Below are 17,279 nucleotides of genomic sequence, written 5' to 3'. Positions count from 1 at the left end.
TCCAGCATGGTTAACGAAAGCCCAATTCAGCTCAATTCGGTGCGGTGTAGCATTTTCCGGCGGTCATGGAACAGTCCGCATGCAAAAACCGGCCCGCGATTTGTACCGGTAAAGAAGTCGGAAACTCCTAAGGCCCAAACTGCCCCGCGGCCACACAGGGAGGGGCGGAAGGCGCCTCGAAAAGGAACACCATGGCACGATCGGGCACAATCGCCGGCGGCGGGCTCAAGGCCCCTACTGCCGCGCGTATCGACTGGGTCGATTACGCCAAAGGCATCTGTATCGTCATGGTCGTGATGATGCATTCGGTGCTGGGGGTCGAGCTTGCCGCCGGTCAGACCGGCTTCATGCATGTCGCCGTGGCCTTTGCAAAGCCGTTCCGGATGCCGGACTTCTTCCTGATCTCGGGCCTGTTCCTGTCGCTGGTGATCGATCGGGACTGGCGCACCTATCTCGACCGCAAGGTGGTCCATTTCGCCTATTTCTATGTCGTCTGGGTGACAATCCAATTCGGCTTCAAGGCGCCGGCCTTCGCGGCGGAGACGAGCTGGCATCACGTTGGCTTGCTGTATCTGGAATCCTTCGTCGAGCCGTTCGGCACGCTGTGGTTCATCTATCTGCTGCCGATCTTCTTCGTCGTCACAAAACTGACACGCAAAGCTCCGCCGCTCGCGATCTGGCTCGTCGCCGCCGCACTGGAGACCGCGCGCATCACCACCGGCTGGACGGTCATCGACGAGTTCTGCTCGCGCTTCGTTTATTTCTATTCGGGCTATCTGTTCGCGCCCTATGTGTTCGCGCTGTCGGATCGCGCGCGTAACCACCCGGCGCTTGCGCTTGCAGCGCTCGCGACCTGGGCGCTGGTCAATGCCGGCCTCGTCGCCTGGGGCGCCAGCGAGTGGGCGATCGTCTCTCTCGTGCTCGGCTTCGCCGGCGCCTGCGCCATCATCACCACCGGCACGCTGCTCGCGCGCGCGCAATTGCTGAACTTCCTCCGTTTCTGCGGCGAGTATTCGATCGCGATCTATCTCGCCTTCTTCCTGCCGATGGCGGCAACACGCACGCTGCTGCTGCGCACCGGCATCATTCCCGACATCGGCACGGTCTCGCTGCTCGTCACCATCGCCGGCGTGCTCGGCGCACTGGCGATCTGGCAGGTGGCGCTGCGCCTCAATGCACGCTTCCTGTTCGAACGGCCTGATGCGTTCTGGATCGCGCCGAGGAAGAGCGGACCGGTATTGCAGGCGGCGGAGTAGTTCCTTGTCGTCGCCCGGCTTGACCCGGCGACCCAGTACGCCGAGACGTCAGTGATGGAGCCGGGAAGCCGCGGCGTACTGGATTCCCCGCTTTCGCGGGGAATGACAGTGGGGATAGTCGCGTAACCAGCCCAAAATTGGCGCCTCGAAGGCTGTCAAAGCCCGCAAAAATTCATACATTGCGGCCATGCCCAAAACCTCCCCGAAGACCACCGCCAAAGCTGACACCAAGGCCGCGCCCAATGCGGCCGCCGACACCAAGCCCGCGGTCAAATCCGCTGCGACAGCTGCTGCCAAACCGGTTGCGGCGAAGGCGGCCGGCAAGGGTGACCATGTGTTCCTGGTCGACGGTTCCTCCTACATCTTCCGCGCCTATCACGCGCTGCCGCCGCTGAACCGCAAGTCCGACGGCCTCCAGGTCAATGCCGTGCTCGGCTTCTGCAACATGCTGTGGAAGCTGCTCCGCGACATGCCCGAGGACAACCGGCCCACGCATCTCGCCATCATCTTCGACAAGTCGGAGATCACCTTCCGCAACAAGATCTATCCCGACTACAAGGCGCACCGGCCGCCGGCGCCCGATGACCTTATCCCGCAATTCGCGCTGATCCGCGAGGCGGTCCGCGCCTTCGACCTGCCCTGCCTGGAACAAGTCGGGTTCGAGGCCGATGATCTCATTGCGACCTATGTGCGGCAGGCCTGCGAACGCGGCGCCAGCGCGACCATCGTGTCTTCCGACAAGGATTTGATGCAGCTCGTCGCCGATTGCGTCACCATGTACGACACCATGAAGGACCGGCGCATCGGTATCCCCGAGGTGATCGAAAAGTTCGGCGTGCCGCCGGAGAAGGTGGTCGAGGTGCAGGCGCTCGCGGGCGACTCCACCGACAACGTGCCCGGCGTGCCCGGCATCGGCATCAAGACCGCGGCGCAGCTGATCACCGAATATGGCGACCTCGATCAATTGCTGTTCCGCGCCGGCGAGATCAAGCAGCCGAAGCGGCGCGAGGCGCTGCTCGAGAATGCGGAGAAGGCACGGATCTCGCGGCAGCTCGTCCTGCTCGACGACAAGGTCGACCTCGAAGTGCCGCTGGACGACCTCGCGGTGCACGAGCCCGATGCCCGCAAGCTGATCGCCTTCCTGAAGGCGATGGAGTTCACGACGTTGACGCGGCGCGTCGCCGAGTATGCGCAGATCGATCCCGCCAATGTCGATGCCGACCCCGGCTATGCCAGCGGCGCCAGCGTGTTCTCGCCGCTGCCGCCCTCGGACGTCGTGCCCACGCCGGGCGACGGAACGCCGGCACCGGCCCGCCCGAACCAGCCCAACACATCGGCGAGCAAGGAGGACAAGTCCGCGAGCCCGAAAGGCGCGCCGGTCTCGCTCGCGGCCGCGCGCGAAGAGGCGTTGCGCAAGCTTCCGGTCGACAGGACCAAGTACCAGGCGATCAAGACGCTGAAGGAGCTCAACGCCTTTATCGCGCGCATCCATGATGCCGGCCATGTCGCGATCGAGACGCGAGCGAACTCGATCGATCCGATGCAGTCCGACCTTTGCGGCATCGCGCTGGCGCTGGCGCCCAACGATGCCTGCTATGTGCCGCTGGCGCACAAGCAGTCCGGCGGCGGCGCCGGCCTGTTCGATGCGGGCCTCGCGCCCGATCAGGTCAAGCATGCGGATGCGATCGAAGCGCTGCGGCCGGTGCTGGAATCGACAGGCATTCTCAAGATCGGTTTTGACGTCAAGTTCACCGCCGTGATGCTGGCGCAGCACGGCATCACCCTGCGCAACATCGACGATGCGCTGCTGATCTCCTACGTGCTCGATGCAGGCCGCGGCTCGCATGCGATCGAGCAGCTGTCCGAGCGCTGGTTCGGCCATGCCATGCTGAAGGAGAGCGAGCTGCTCGGCAGCGGCAAAGGCAAGATCACCTTCGACCAGGTGCCGATCGACAAGGCCGCGCCGCTGTCGGCCGAAGCCGCCGACATGGCCCTGCGCATCTGGCGCGTGCTGAAGCCGCGCCTCGTCGCCGAGCACATGACCACCGCCTACGAGACGCTGGAGCGACCGCTGGTATCGGTGCTCGCGCGCATGGAGCGCCGCGGCATCTCGATCGACCGCCAGGTGCTGTCCCGTCTCTCCGGCGATTTCGCCCAGACCGCCGCGCGCGTCGAGGCCGAGATCCAGCAGATTGCCGGCGAGCCCGTCAATGTCGGCAGCCCCAAGCAGATCGGCGACATCCTGTTCGGTAAGATGGGACTATCAGGCGGCAGCAAGACGAAGACCGGCGCATGGTCGACCACCGCCCAGGTGCTCGATGAGCTCGCCGAGCAGGGCCACGACTTCCCGAAGAAGATTTTGGAGTGGCGCCAGGTCTCGAAGCTGAAATCGACCTACACCGACGCGCTGCCGACCTACGTCAATCCGCAGACCCACCGCGTCCACACGACTTACGCGCTGGCCGCGACCACCACGGGGCGGCTGTCGTCGAACGAGCCGAATTTGCAGAACATCCCGGTGCGCACCGAGGACGGCCGCAAGATCCGCCGCGCCTTCATCGCGACACCAGGGCACAAGCTGGTGTCGGCCGACTATTCTCAGATCGAGCTGCGGCTGCTCGCCGAGATCGCGGATATCCCCGTGCTGAAGCAGGCGTTCCGCGACGGGCTCGACATTCACGCCATGACGGCGTCGGAAATGTTCGGCGTGCCGATCAAGGGCATGCCGAGCGAGATCCGCCGCCGCGCCAAGGCGATCAATTTCGGCATCATCTACGGCATCTCCGCGTTTGGCCTCGCCAACCAGCTCGGCATCGCGCGCGAGGAGGCCTCGGCCTACATCAAGAAATATTTCGAGCGCTTCCCAGGGATCCGCGCCTATATGGACGAGACGCGCGACTTCTGCCGCAACCACGGCTACGTCACCACGCTGTTCGGCCGCAAGTGCCACTACCCCGACATCAAGGCCTCCAACGCCTCGGTGCGCGCCTTCAACGAGCGCGCCGCGATCAACGCCCGGCTCCAGGGCACCGCCGCCGACATCATCCGCCGCGCCATGACGCGCGTCGAGGACGCGCTCACCGAGAAGAAGCTGTCGGCGCAGATGCTGCTCCAGGTGCATGACGAGCTGATCTTCGAGGTGCCGGACGCGGAGGTTGAGGCAACGCTGCCCGTGGTGCAGAAGGTGATGCAGGATGCACCATTCCCGGCCGTGCTGCTGTCGGTGCCGTTGCATGTCGACGCGCGCGCGGCGAACAATTGGGACGAGGCGCATTAGTCTCGCTCCCTGCTTGGCGCGCCGGTACTGCCACAAACGCGATGTCGGACCGGCCGTGGGGTAGGATGCCGCCCGACTCAATTGCTCTCCGAGCAATTGCGCGATGGTCCTGCGATCCCGCGCATATTAGAACCGTGCCGTCCCCCGCACCGGTTCGCCCATGCCCCATACCCCCGCCCTGCTCGGCTTCGCCCTCGTCTGCCTCGGCCTCGTGCTCACGCCCGGGCCGAACATGATCTACCTGATCTCGCGCTCAATCACGCAAGGGCCTGCGGCCGGCATTGTCTCGCTCGGCGGCGTCGTGCTCGGCTTCGTGTTCTACATGCTGTGCGCGGCGTTCGGCATCACGGCGCTGCTGCTCGCCATTCCCTTTGCCTATGACGCGCTGCGCTTTGCCGGCGCGTTCTATCTGCTCTGGCTCGCCTGGCAGGCGGTGAAGCCAGGCGGGCGCTCGCCGTTCCAGGTGAGAAAGCTCGCGGTCGACAGCCCGCGCAAATTGTTCGCGATGGGCTTCGTCACCAACCTGCTCAATCCGAAGATCGCGATGTTGTATCTGGCGCTGCTGCCGCAGTTCATCGATCCCACAGCCGGCAGCGTGCTGATGCAGTCGGTGGTGCTCGGCGCGATCCAGATCGCGATCAGCGTCAGCGTCAATGCGATGATCGCGCTCGCAGCCGGATCGATCGCGCTGTTCCTGGCGAGGCGGCCGAGCTGGATGCTGGTGCAGCGCTGGCTGATGGGCACGGTGCTGGCCGGCCTCGCCGTGCGGATGGCAGTGGAAGCGAAGAAGGTGTGAGCTTCTTTCTTCCTTCTCCCCTTGTGGGAGAAGGTGGCGCGAAGCGCCGGATGAGGGGTTCTCTCTGCGCGCAAGACTGTCCGAGAGGATGGAGACCCCTCACCCGTCTCGCCGCTTCGCGGCGAGCCACCCTCTCCCACAGGGGGAGAGGGTAAGAAGCCCCCTCAATCCAGCTTCGCCTCCATCCCCCGCTTCACCGCCGGGCGCGCCATCAGCGCCTCATACCAGCGCTTGACGTTGGGGAAATCGGCGAGGTCCACCTTGTGGCGGGGGTGGCGCCAGGCCCAGCCGAGGATGGCGAAATCGGCGACCGAGAGCTCGCCGGCGACGAAGTCGTACCCCTCCAGCCGGCGGTCGAGCACGCCATAGAGCCGGCGCGTCTCGGCCATGTAGCGCTTCAGGCCATAGGCGCGGTCCTGCTCGTTCTCGAGGGCGATAAAATGGTGCACCTGGCCCGGCATCGGGCCGAAGCCGCCCATCTGCCACATCAGCCATTCATACACCGGGATCCGCGCGGAGAGCGATTTCGGCAGGAACTTGCCGGTCTTTTCGCCGAGATAGAGCAGGATCGCGCCGGATTCGAAGATGCTGACCGGCTTGCCGTCGGGCCCGTCGGGGTCGAGGATGGCGGGGATCTTGTTGTTGGGGGAGAGCTTGAGGAAATCAGGAGCCATCTGCTCGCCCTTGGTGATGTTCACCGGGATCACCTTGTAGGGCAGCCCCATCTCCTCCAGCGCGACCGAGATCTTGCGGCCGTTCGGCGTGTTCCAGGTGTGCAGTTCGATGGTCATGCCTTGTTTTCCTTGCCCCTGACAGGTTCGTCCTTCACCTACTCCAGAAGGTTGCAGCCCCACAACCGCCGGGCCGGGATGGCCGATCCCTGTTGACGGCAGTTGCCCCCTCTGGAATGTCGCGTCCGTCGCGGATAAATTCCGCCTCCTCCAAAAACGCTGTTCGAGGGACCGCCGTGTCGAAATCAGCCTCCCGCGCCCGCCTGTTCGAAATCATCCGCCGGCGCTCCTTCGGCCGCGGCGAGGTGACGCTCGCGTCCGGCCGCAAGAGCGATTTCTACTTCAACCTCAAGCCGACCATGCTCGACCCCGAGGGTGCGACCCTGCTCGCCGAGCTCACCTATGAGGCGCTGAAGGACGACCAGCTGGATTTCATCGGCGGGCTCGAGATGGGCGCGGTGCCGCTGGCCGGTGCGCTGGCGCAGATCTCCTGGATCAAGGGCCATCCGATCGCGGCCTTTTTCGTGCGCAAGAAGCCGAAGGAGCACGGCGCCAAGCTCGCGATCGAGGGCCTGCCCAAGGGCGAGACGCTGGCCGGCAAGCGCGTCGTGATCGTCGAAGACGTCACCACCACCGGCGGCTCGGCGATGAAGGCGGTGGAATCCGTGCGTGAGATTGGCGCCGAAGTAGTGCTGGTGCTGACCATGGTCGACCGCGAGGAAGGCGCCACCGACACGTTCGGTGCGGCCGGCCTGCCGTTCCGCTCGCTGTACAAGGCCTCGGAGTTCTTGAAGGCCTGAGGTGGCAAAACTCCTCCGCCGTCTTGCCGGGTGTAGCCCTGAAGCAACCATCCGTCGAAAGCTGCGCCGGCCTTAAAGAGGTCACCGCCTCGACTTGAAACCGCCTCCGCGCAACGGCTCATTTACCATCCCACTTTATCGTGAATCATGTGCTGAGACCCGGGTGGTCCCAGCCGGTTCAGTAGCGTCGGGTGGAGTGAGCATTGCGTAACATGTCGTCCCATGCGCGGCGTCGCGCGAAACTTGTGGCCGCCACCCTTGCAGCTCCGCTGCTTGCGGCGCCGGCTCCCGTTTCGGCTGAAGGCTTGTTCGACTTTCTCTTCGGCGGGATGCAGCAGCAGCGTCCCCAGCGCGAGGTGCCGCAGCAGTCGAACTCCTATGTCGATCCCTTCACCGGGCAGCAGAATGCCGCAACGCCGCAATATGTGCCGCCGACCCGGGCGGCGGCAGCGGGCGGCTCCGGCCCGGCCTTCTGCGTGCGCAGCTGCGACGGCAAGTATTTTCCATTGATGCGCGGCCTCGTCTCGCCGGCGCAGATGTGCCAGGCATTCTGTCCTGCCAGCACGACCAAGGTCTATTTCGGTTCCTCGATCGAGGGCGCCTATTCGCAGGCCGGCGAGCGCTACACCGATAGCGAGAACGCCTTCTCCTATCGCAAGGCGCTGCGCGCGGACTGCACCTGCAACGGCCGCGAGCCGGTCGGCCTCGCCCCCGTCGACCTCGCACTGGATTCCTCGCTGAAGGCCGGCGATGTGATCGCCACCAGCGACGGCCTCGTCGCCTACACCGGCATTCGCGTCGGCAACGACCAGGCTGCAGATTTCACTCCGGTTGCCTCCTATCCAGGCCTCACCGCACAGGTCCGTGCGCGGCTCGGCGAGATGAAGGTGGCGCCGGTGCGCGCCGAGACGGTCTCCGCGGATGCCCCCGCCGCGGCCGAGATCGCGCGCGAGCCGCTGCCTGATGTGACGGTGCCGAAGACCAATGCGCAGAAGCCGGCGAAGCGGGCCGGGTTGGAATGATATGATGTCCCGGACGCGCTGCAGCGTGCACGCTGCTGCGCAGCGCCCGGGGCACCCAGCGCGCTACCTCCCGATGATCACACCGATCACGTTCGGTGCCGCCAGATATTTCTCCTCGATCGCCGCGCGCGCGGCAGCGCGGTTCTCCGGCGTCAGCAGGCCGCGCTTCTCGGCCAAAATCATCCAGCAGAAGCCCCACCAATCGGTCAGCATGCCGGTCTCGTCGACGAGGTCATAGCCTTGCTCGGCCGCGAAGATGCGCGCATGCGCCTCGTCCAGCGTGTCGAGAAACAGATGGTCGTCAGTTGAGAACAGCTCGTCGCTGACGTCGTCGATGGTGTAGCCCCAGATCGACTGGCACACCGCGTTGAACTCGCGGTCGAATTGGTCGTCGTCGATTCGCTGCCGCCGCGCCGCCCGATGCAGACGCGACAGCGACCGGGCGAAATCGGCGATCCGGGTGAGGGCAAACTGATCGAAGGCAATGGTGGACATGTAGTCCTCGCAGAGTCTGACGGACGCTAGATCTTGTGTCGGCGCAATACCGAATCACTATGATATATCAAAGACTTGCTAAAGTGTTCTTAATTTGTTCTGAGGCGAAAACGCCCTGAGCCAGACCGAGCGCCGGTGATGGGGGCTTGCCGCCCTCACCTCGCTGCCGACATCAGCTTGTCCCCGCACGCACTCGCGTAGAACTTGCCGCCACATTGGCGCTTGATGGCCGCGCAGCGGGATGCGGGAGATGCGCTCTGCGGGATGGTGAAGCCGCAGCTGAGACCGTCGGCGCTGCGACCGGGCTTGCCGGCGGCAAGAGCTGCGCTGGAGGCGCCGATGCTGACGACGAGCAGGGTCGCAGTGGCGATTTCGGGCAGCAGTCTCATCAGAGGCCTCATGGCGGTTCCTCCACAGTGATGGCTGAATTGTCCGCCATTCTAGCAGCAAATCAGCGTTTCTCCGTGCTCACCCGGGTTCCCAAACCGGCCCGGTCCTTGCATAAATTTGCGCCAGTGCCGGGCCGCGCCCGTGACGGTTCGGATGCAGGGAGCCAGGCGCGTAGGGTTCAGTGTTCAGTCGACCAGGAAGTGAAGGCCTTGCAAGATCAATCTTTCCAGCCAAATTTTCCCGCCCCGGGCCAGCCCATCGACGAGCTCGCGCTGGCTGAGATCAAGGGCGCGATCCTGGCGAAGCTGCGCCTTGCCATCGGCAAGGACGCGGGCATGGCGACCAAGCACGACTGGTACCAGGCCGCGGCGCTGGCGCTGCGCGACCGCATCGTGCATCGCTGGCTCACCGCCGAGAAGCACAGCTACGACGCGGGTCGCAAGCGCGTCTATTATCTCTCACTCGAATTTTTGATCGGCCGCCTCTTCACCGACGCGCTCAACAACATGGGGCTGCTCAAGATCTTCGAGGTCGCGCTCGGCGATCTCGGCGTGTCGCTGCCCGAACTGCGCAAATGCGAGCCCGACGCAGCCCTCGGCAATGGCGGCCTCGGCCGCCTCGCGGCCTGCTTCATGGAGAGCATGGCGACGCTGTCGATCCCCGCGATCGGCTACGGCATCCGCTACGATTACGGCCTGTTTCGCCAGATCATCAATCAGGGTTGGCAGCAGGAATATCCCGACGAATGGCTGAGCTTCGGCAACCCCTGGGAATTGCAGCGGCCGGAGGTGATCTATCACGTCCATTTCGGCGGCAGCGTCGAGCATGTCGACGACAAGGGCCGCGACCGCGCGATCTGGCATCCCGACGAGACCGTGCAGGCGATCGCCTATGACACGCCGATCGTCGGCTGGCGCGGCCAGCACGTCAACGCGCTCCGCCTGTGGTCGGCGCGCTCGCCCGATCCGTTGAAGCTCGACGCCTTCAACAAGGGCGATTATGTCAGCGCCAGCGCGGAGCAGTCACGCGCGGAAGCGATCTGCAAATTCCTCTATCCGAACGACGAGAGCCCGGCGGGCCGCGAGCTGCGGCTGCGCCAGGAATACTTCTTCGTCTCCGCCTCGCTCCAGGACCTCGTCAACCGCCACCTCAGCTCCGACGGCCAGCTCCGCAGCCTCGCGATGAAGGTCGCGGTGCAGCTCAACGACACCCATCCGAGCCTCGCCGTCACCGAGCTGATGCGGATCCTCGTCGACCTCCACAATTTCCGCTGGGACGAGGCCTGGAAGATCACGGTCGCCACGCTCTCCTACACCAACCACACGCTGCTGCCGGAAGCGCTGGAGACCTGGCCGGTCGAGCTGTTCGAGCGGCTGCTGCCGCGGCACCTCGAGATCATCTACCGCATCAACGTGCAGCATCTGGCGCTCGCGGAGGCGCGCTGCCCCGGCGACATCGACTTCCGTGCCTCGGTCTCGTTGATCGACGAGAAGAGCGGCCGCCGCGTGCGCATGGGCCAGCTCGCCTTCGTCGGCTCGCACCGCATCAACGGCGTCTCGGCGATGCATTCCGACCTGATGCGCGAAACCGTGTTCCACGATCTCAACCATCTCTATCCCGGGCGCATCACCAACAAGACCAACGGCATCACCTTTCGCCGCTGGCTGATGCTGGCGAACCCGAAGCTGACCGACCTCTTGCGCGAGACCTGCGGCGAGGCCGTGCTCGACGATCCCACCCAGCTCAGCCTGATCGAGGCGCGCGCCAGCGACGTCGAATTCCAGAAGAAATTCCGCGCCGTCAAGCACGCCAACAAGGCGGCGCTGGCGCGGCTGATCGGCGAGCGGCTCGGCATCAAGGTCGACCCGAGCGCGCTGTTCGACGTGCAGATCAAGCGCATCCACGAATACAAGCGCCAGCTGCTCAACGTCATCGAGACGGTCGCGCTGTACCAAGCGATCAAGGACGATCCCAACGGCAATTGGGTGCCGCGGGTGAAGATCTTCGCCGGCAAGGCGGCGGCGAGCTATCGCTATGCCAAGCTGATCATCAAGCTGATCAACGACGTCGCCGACATCGTCAACAACGACCCCGCGGTCGACGGCAAGCTGAAGGTCGCCTTCCTGCCCGACTACAATGTCAGCCTCGCCGAAGTGATCATTCCCGCGGCCGACCTGTCCGAGCAGATCTCGACAGCCGGCATGGAAGCCTCCGGCACCGGCAACATGAAGCTGGCCCTGAACGGCGCCATCACCATCGGCACGCTCGACGGCGCCAATATCGAGATCCGCGACCATGTCGGGCCTGAGAACATCGCGATCTTCGGCCTGGAGGCCGGCGACGTCATGATCCGGCGCAAGCAGGGGCTGGATGCCTCCGACATCGTCCGGAATTCGCCGAAGCTCCAGCGCGCCATCAATGCGATCGGGACCGGCGAGTTCTCGCCCGGCGACCCCGGTCGTTTCGAGTCCATCGCGCACGCGCTGCGTTACCTCGACCATTACATGGTCAGCGCCGATTTCGATTCCTATTACGAGGCGCAGCGAGCGGTCGACGCGCGCTGGCTGGTCTCGCCGGCCTGGACGCGCGCCTCCATCCTCAACGTCGCGCGCATGGCGTGGTTCTCCTCGGACCGCACCATCCGCGAATATGCCGAGGAAATCTGGAACGTGCCGGTCAATCCGACCACGCCGCTGCTGCCGAATTTGCGCGACGTCGCGGGCTGATTTTCCGCGACGTGGAAGCGTCGTTACCTGCGAGGTTATTGCATCAGGCGGGAATGATGATGATATGATCATCATCATTCCCAGACCGGCGCCTGCGATGCGGACGCCCTAACCTCAACCGCCGTCATTGCGAGCGCAGCGAAGCAATCCAGAATCTTCCCGCGGAGACAGCCTGGATGCTTCGTCGCAAGGGCTCCTCGCAATGACGGCCGGAGCCATCGAGGACCACCAATGCATGCCAAGCTCCCCCATCCCTTCGACGACGCCACCCGCATTACCGCGGGCGACTCCAGCTGGCAGGGGCACACCAGCGACGGTTACTGGGCCTTCGTCGGTCCGTTCGGCGGCGCCACCGCCGCGACAATTCTGCGCGCGCTGATCGACCATCCCGAACGCGCCGGCGATCCGCTCGCGCTCACCGTCAATTACTGCGCGCCGATCGCCAAGGGGCCGTTCGATCTCGACGTGCGGCTGGTGAAGGCCAACCGCTCCAGCCAGCATTGGAGCGTCGAGCTCAGCCAGGGCGGCGGCGAGGTCGCAACGCTCGCCACCGCCGTGTTCGCCGAGCGCCGGCCATCGTGGGAACACAGGGTGGCGAAATGCCCGAATGCCAAGCCGTTCGAGCAGACGCTGCCGTTCCCGAAAATCTCGGCATCCTGGGCCAATCAGTATGAATTCCGCTTCGTCGAGGGCGAGATGCGGATCGGCCCGCCGCAGGCCGAGCCCGCCAGCACCTATTCCAAGATCTGGATCGGCGACCGCACGCCGCGCAAGCTCGACATGCTGTCGCTGATGTCGATGTCGGATGCCTTCTTCGGTCGCATCTTCCACGCCCGGCGCGAGCTGGTGCCGTTCGGCACGGTGTCGCTGACGACCTATTTCCACACGACCGGCGAGGAGCTCGCAACTGAAGACATCACGCGCGTGCTGGCGACGGCGGACGCGAAGATCTTCCACAGGAGCTATGGCGACCAAAACGGCGAGCTGTGGTCCCCGAACGGGCGACTGCTCGCCACTACGACGCAAATCGCCTATTTTAAGGCGTAGGTGCCCCTCTCCCCTTGTGGGAGAGAGTGGATCGTCGCGCAGCGACGAGACGGGTGAGGGGTTCTCTCCGCGGGCTCATCTCTCGCACTTGAGTTTGCAGAGAGAACCCCTCATCCGGCGCTACGCGCCACCTTCTCCCACAAGGGGAGAAGGAAAAACAAAAAGGGCGGCCTCGCGGCCGCCCTTTTGCGATGAAGAGAGAGAGCGACTATTCCGCGGCGAGCTTCACGTCCGGCGCAGCCGCGCGAACCTCTGCATCCACTTGCGCTTCGAACTTGGCGAAGTTCTTCTGGAACATGCCGACCAGCGCACGGGCGGTCTTGTCGAACTCGTCCTTGTCCTTCCAGGTGTTGACCGGGTTAAGGATCTCGTGAGGCACGCCCGGCAGCGCGGTCGGGACCGCGAAGCCGAAATATTTGTCGGTGCGGAATTCGACGTTGCGCAAGCTGCCGTCGAGCGCGGCGGTGAGCAGCGCGCGCGTCACCTTGATCGGCATGCGGTTGCCTGTGCCGTACTTGCCGCCGGTCCAGCCGGTGTTGACCAGCCAGCAATCGACATTGTGCTGGGCGATGAGGTCGCGCAGCATATTGCCGTAAACGCTGGGGTCGAGCGGCAGGAAGGGCGAGCCGAAGCAGGTCGAGAATTCCGGCTGCGGCTCGTTGCCGAGACCGCGCTCGGTGCCGGCGACCTTGGCGGTGTAGCCGGAGAGGAAGTGATACATCGCCTGCGCCGGCGTGAGCTTTGCGATCGGCGGCAGCACGCCGAAGGCGTCGGCCGCGAGCATCACGACGTTCTTCGGCTGCGGCGCGCGGCCGGTGCGCGAGGCGTTCGGAATGAAGTCGAGCGGATAGGCCGAGCGCGTGTTCTCGGTCTTGGAGCCGTCGTCGAAATCGACCACGCGGGTGTCTTCGTCGAGCACGCAGTTCTCGAGCACCGCGCCGAAGCGGGTGGAGGCCGCATAGATTTCGGGCTCGGCTTCCTGTGACAGCTTGATGCACTTGGCATAGCAGCCGCCTTCGAAATTGAAGACGCCGTTCGGGCCCCAGCCATGCTCGTCGTCGCCGATCAGCGTGCGGTTGGGATCGGCAGACAGCGTGGTCTTGCCGGTACCCGACAGCCCGAAGAAGATCGCGGTGTCGCCCTTGGCGCCGACATTGGCCGAGCAGTGCATCGGCATTACGCCACGCTCGGGCAGGTAATAGTTCAGCGTGGTGAAGACCGACTTCTTCATCTCGCCAGCATAATAAGACCCGCCGATCAGGACGATCTTGCGGGCGAAGTCGATCGCGACGACGTTCTCCGAACGGCAGCCGTGACGTTTAGGATCGGCGCGGAAGCTCGGCATGTCGATGATGGTGAGCTCCGGCACGAAGGTCGCCAGCTCGATCGCCTCGGGGCGGATCAGCAGCGTGCGGATGAACAGCGAGTGCCAGGCGAGCTCGGTGAAGACGCGCGTCTTGATCCGATAGGCCGGATCGGCGCCGCCATAGAGATCCTGCGCGAACAGGCGCTTGCCTTCGGCGTGCTTGAGAAAGTCCTGGTAGAGCGTCTCGAACTGCTCTGCGGTGATCGACTGGTTGCCGGCCCACCACATCTTCTTGTCGGTGGTGGCGTCGCGCACCGTGAACTTGTCCTTCGGGCTGCGACCGGTGAATTCGCCGGTGTCGGCGCAAAGCGCGCCATCGGCGGACAGCACCGCCTCACCCGCCGAGAGCGAGTATTGATAGAGTTGCGGCGCACCGAGGTTCCAGTGAACCTGCTTGAGATTCTTTAAGCCGAATTTGTCGGCGCCGAAGGCACCGTTGCGCACGCCCGTCTCTTGCACGAAAAAATCCTCCTAGAACCCGCGACACCCAGCGCGACCAAGTTTGGACGCCATCGCGGTCACCGTTAATAATAGGCCGTTCCGGCCTCGGCTGGAACGACCTAATACTGATGAACGCTGGCGTTGCCAAGCTGATCCCGTAGGATTTGGTTTATTCAAAGACCGCGCCAAACGTCGCGCATGTCAGCTCTGAGCGGACGCACCAAAAAAGCACGAATGGTCGCGCAACCAAACGTGCATTGAGGCGTTACTTCCGGTTATTGCGACGCACAATACCCGCTTGGCGTCTTATCTTACCTCACCTTCACCAACGAGTGCGAACGGCCCCCAGATCGCGGGATAGGCGTTGCGCGGTGACGAGGCGTCGTCGAGATAGGTCAACATCGCGCGGCGCAAGGCTTCGGCGCGACCGATCTTCGGCTCGTTCTTGAGCAGATCGAATGTCGACGTGGTCAGGCGCGTGGCAGCTTCCGAATCCACCGCCCAATGTGAAACCAGCAAGGCACGGGCACCGGCATAGAAGAACGAGCGCGCCAATCCGGACAGGGCTTCGGCGCCGGGCTTGTCGCCCGCGATGGTGTTGCAGGCCGACAGCACCACCCAATCCGCATTGAGCTTGAGCTGGGCGACTTCGCTTGCGGTGAGAAGGCCGTCGTCGAGCTCCGATGGCCGGTCGGGAATGGAGAGCGCAAGCGATGGCTCGCCCAGTCCCTTGATGTCGCCGGCGACGAGGCCGTGGGTGGCAAAGTAGATGATGCCGTATTGAGCAAGCGCTGCACGCTTGAGCGTCGTTTCGCTGGCATCGCGGCCGAGATGGATGTCGGCCTCGGACGCGCCGACATCCCTTGCCACCGCGGTCAGCTCGTCCGCAGTATCCGGCAGTTGCGGCAGCGCCTGCGCCAACCTTGCACGATCGACGCCGGCGCCGCGCCAGAAATCGGTATAGGCGGTGGTGGCAATGCTACGCGCCGCGACCTTGCTGCTTGCCGCGCGACGCTCGGCTGGCCCTTCGGCTGCAGGGTTGAACACGGGATCGCCGAAACCCGTCATCGGCTTGACGCCGTGATCCCTGCGCGCAAAGGCACGCAGCGATTTCAGGCTGATCACCGAGGGCAGCACCGAAACGGCCTGACGCCGCAACAGCCAGGCGGCACTACGATAACCTTCGAGCCTGTCCGGAATCGCAGCCTGCGGCTTCTCAGTGACCAGCAGATGAAACGGCAACGCGGTCAGCGCCGCCGACGGCACCACCAGCAGATTGCGCTTGTCCTTCGTCAGCGCCTCGACCGGACCGAGCAGCGCGACATAGAGCTCGTTCGCGAGACCGAGGTCGAACAAGCCGGACGCATCACGCGCCTTGCCGACATCGAGCCCCTTGCGGAATGCAGCAACCTTCTGTGTCACCGCATCCGCGCCGAGCGGTATCTCCTTCCAGTCGACGCCCTCGCGCGTGATCGCGATTACGTAACTCTGCTTGTCGACGACGGCATAGACCACCATCGCCTCATCGGCCGACAGCAAGACCTGAATCTCCCTGGTAGCTAGCGGCAGCGGGTTGGACAGCGAGGCATAGTCGGGAAATTCCACCGCGAGCGTCTTCTGCAATCCGCTGCGCTCGTTCGCGATCGCTGCGATCCGCGCGCGGCTGCGCTGCTCGACGCTCAAATCGCGCTGCGCAGACGGTTTCGACACCGCGGCGATGATCGCCTTGTCGAGCGCTTCGGACTCGGATGCGAGATCCTGATCCCTGCGCACGAGCTCGGCGAGCCGGTCGCTGCCGGCTGCGAGCCGCACCGCGAGCTTGTTCACGGCGGAGGCCGCGGAGGATTGCGTGCCGCGCTGGATCGCCGCGAGCGCCTCGTCCAGCGCCTTGTCGTCAGGCAGGAGACGCTGCTGCCGCGCGGAAAACAGGACCGGTAGCACGACGCGCAGCTGCGCCCGATTGTTGGCGAGCGTCTTCTCTGCGAGCGGCAAGGCCTCGGCGGTCCGCCCGGATACCTGGAGGAAATAGGCGAAATTGCTGGTCGAGATCGCAACGTCGGGGTGATCGGCGCCGAAGGCGCGTTCGCGGATCGCCAGGGCGCGTCGATACAGCGGCTCGGCCTCGGCATAGCGCTGCTGGTGCTGATAGAGCCCCGCAAGGTTGTTCAGCGAGCGGGCGACATCGGGATGATCCGGCCCCAGCGCCTTTTCGCGGATCGCGAGCGAGCGCTTGATCGGCGCTTCAGCCTCGGCATGGCGGTTGAGGTCGCGATCGACTTGACCAATGTTGTTCAGGACGGTCGCAACCGCGGGATGCTCGGGACCTGCAGCCTTCTGGTAGATCGCAAGCGCCCGTCGAAACAGCGGCTCGGCCTCGGCAAAATGCTCCTGCTTGACGTAGAGCGTGGCCAGATTGTTGAGGGACTGACCGACGTCGGGATGTTCGTGCGACAGGCTCTTTTCGCGCACGGCGAGCGCACGCTGGAATAGCGGCTCGGCCTCGGCGAAACGGCCTTGTCGCTGATAGAGTGCGGCAAGATTGGTGAGGACGGGCGCGATCAGGACGGTGTCGAGACCGAGAGACTTTTCCATCAGCGCGATCGCACGCATGTAGATCGGCTCGGCCAGATCGTCGCGGCCCTGTCCGGCATGGACTTGGCCGAGATTATTGAGCGCAGCGGCGAGACCGCGGCCATTGCGGCTCCTCTCGAGGCTCGCCACCATCGCCTGCGCGAGCGGCAGCGCTTCCGAATATCGGCTGGCCTTGCTGAGTTCGTTGATCCGCGCGCCCTGCGCCGCAAGGCTGCCCTGCTGGGCAAACGCGGCCGTCGGCGTGGAGGCATTCGCGGCGAGTGCGAGCGCTGCGACCAGCGCCAGTCGATTCCATCTTGCCATGAACACTCTCGCTGCCGCCGCCGGATCGATCACGGAC

Annotated in this window: 12 protein-coding genes; 7 read left to right on the top strand and 5 right to left on the bottom strand. The window is 64.6% G+C overall.

Annotated elements, in window-relative coordinates:
• Nucleotides 1-191: 191 nt before the first annotated feature.
• The 3 genes from BCCGELA001_RS03690 to BCCGELA001_RS03680 all read left to right on the top strand — a co-directional run bounded on the left by BCCGELA001_RS03690 (nt 192) and on the right by BCCGELA001_RS03680 (nt 5,329).
• Nucleotides 192-1,256: an acyltransferase family protein gene (locus BCCGELA001_RS03690; protein WP_008542629.1), complete on the top strand. Its 1,065-nt coding sequence runs from the start codon at nt 192-194 to the stop codon at nt 1,254-1,256.
• A gap of 187 nt (nt 1,257-1,443) precedes the next feature.
• Nucleotides 1,444-4,533: a DNA polymerase I gene (gene polA, locus BCCGELA001_RS03685; protein WP_060734646.1), complete on the top strand. Its 3,090-nt coding sequence runs from the start codon at nt 1,444-1,446 to the stop codon at nt 4,531-4,533.
• A 160-nt stretch (nt 4,534-4,693) separates the two neighbouring features.
• A complete protein-coding gene (locus BCCGELA001_RS03680) occupies nt 4,694-5,329 on the top strand; it encodes a LysE family translocator (protein WP_008542615.1) in 636 nt (211 codons plus the stop codon).
• Nucleotides 5,330-5,493: 164 nt separating this feature from the next.
• Here the strand turns inward: BCCGELA001_RS03680 and BCCGELA001_RS03675 are convergent, their stop codons facing one another.
• Nucleotides 5,494-6,120, bottom strand: a complete 627-nt coding sequence (locus BCCGELA001_RS03675) for a glutathione S-transferase family protein (protein ID WP_008542611.1) — start codon at nt 6,118-6,120, stop codon at nt 5,494-5,496.
• 176 nt (nt 6,121-6,296) lie between these two features.
• Here BCCGELA001_RS03675 and pyrE point away from each other — a divergent pair, with 176 nt between their 5' ends.
• Complete coding sequence (pyrE, locus tag BCCGELA001_RS03670; RefSeq protein WP_008542609.1) at nt 6,297-6,860, top strand: orotate phosphoribosyltransferase; 564 nt, start codon at nt 6,297-6,299, stop codon at nt 6,858-6,860.
• 212 nt (nt 6,861-7,072) lie between these two features.
• Nucleotides 7,073-7,882 carry a DUF2865 domain-containing protein gene (locus tag BCCGELA001_RS03665; RefSeq protein WP_008542607.1) on the top strand — a complete coding sequence of 270 codons (810 nt, stop codon included), beginning with the start codon at nt 7,073-7,075 and terminating at the stop codon, nt 7,880-7,882.
• A 63-nt stretch (nt 7,883-7,945) separates the two neighbouring features.
• On the opposite strand, the gene BCCGELA001_RS03660 is transcribed toward BCCGELA001_RS03665, so the two are convergent.
• Together BCCGELA001_RS03660 and BCCGELA001_RS03655 are read right to left on the bottom strand one after the other, a co-directional pair.
• On the bottom strand, nt 7,946-8,377 hold the full coding sequence (locus BCCGELA001_RS03660; protein ID WP_008542605.1) for a hypothetical protein: 432 nt from the start codon (nt 8,375-8,377) through the stop codon (nt 7,946-7,948).
• Between the two features lie 155 nt (nt 8,378-8,532).
• Nucleotides 8,533-8,766: a hypothetical protein gene (locus BCCGELA001_RS03655; RefSeq protein ID WP_008542603.1), complete on the bottom strand. Its 234-nt coding sequence runs from the start codon at nt 8,764-8,766 to the stop codon at nt 8,533-8,535.
• A 210-nt stretch (nt 8,767-8,976) separates the two neighbouring features.
• On the opposite strand from BCCGELA001_RS03655, the gene BCCGELA001_RS03650 reads away from it, so the two are divergent.
• Complete coding sequence (locus BCCGELA001_RS03650) at nt 8,977-11,493, top strand: glycogen/starch/alpha-glucan phosphorylase (RefSeq protein ID WP_060737470.1); 2,517 nt, start codon at nt 8,977-8,979, stop codon at nt 11,491-11,493.
• A gap of 231 nt (nt 11,494-11,724) precedes the next feature.
• A complete protein-coding gene (locus BCCGELA001_RS03645) occupies nt 11,725-12,540 on the top strand; it encodes an acyl-CoA thioesterase (protein WP_060734644.1) in 816 nt (271 codons plus the stop codon).
• A 208-nt stretch (nt 12,541-12,748) separates the two neighbouring features.
• Here the strand turns inward: BCCGELA001_RS03645 and BCCGELA001_RS03640 are convergent, their stop codons facing one another.
• Entirely contained in the window at nt 12,749-14,365 is a 1,617-nt protein-coding gene (locus BCCGELA001_RS03640) for a phosphoenolpyruvate carboxykinase (protein WP_008542575.1), read from the bottom strand.
• 288 nt (nt 14,366-14,653) lie between these two features.
• Nucleotides 14,654-17,242 carry a CHAT domain-containing protein gene (locus tag BCCGELA001_RS03635; RefSeq protein ID WP_060737469.1) on the bottom strand — a complete coding sequence of 863 codons (2,589 nt, stop codon included), beginning with the start codon at nt 17,240-17,242 and terminating at the stop codon, nt 14,654-14,656.
• Between the last annotated feature and the right edge of the window lie 37 nt (nt 17,243-17,279).

Origin of the sequence: Bradyrhizobium sp. CCGE-LA001, from assembly GCF_000296215.2 — a bacterium.
Classification (GTDB): domain Bacteria; phylum Pseudomonadota; class Alphaproteobacteria; order Rhizobiales; family Xanthobacteraceae; genus Bradyrhizobium.
Note: the sequence above shows the minus strand (reverse complement) of the source record. Positions and strands in the feature narration are given on the sequence as shown.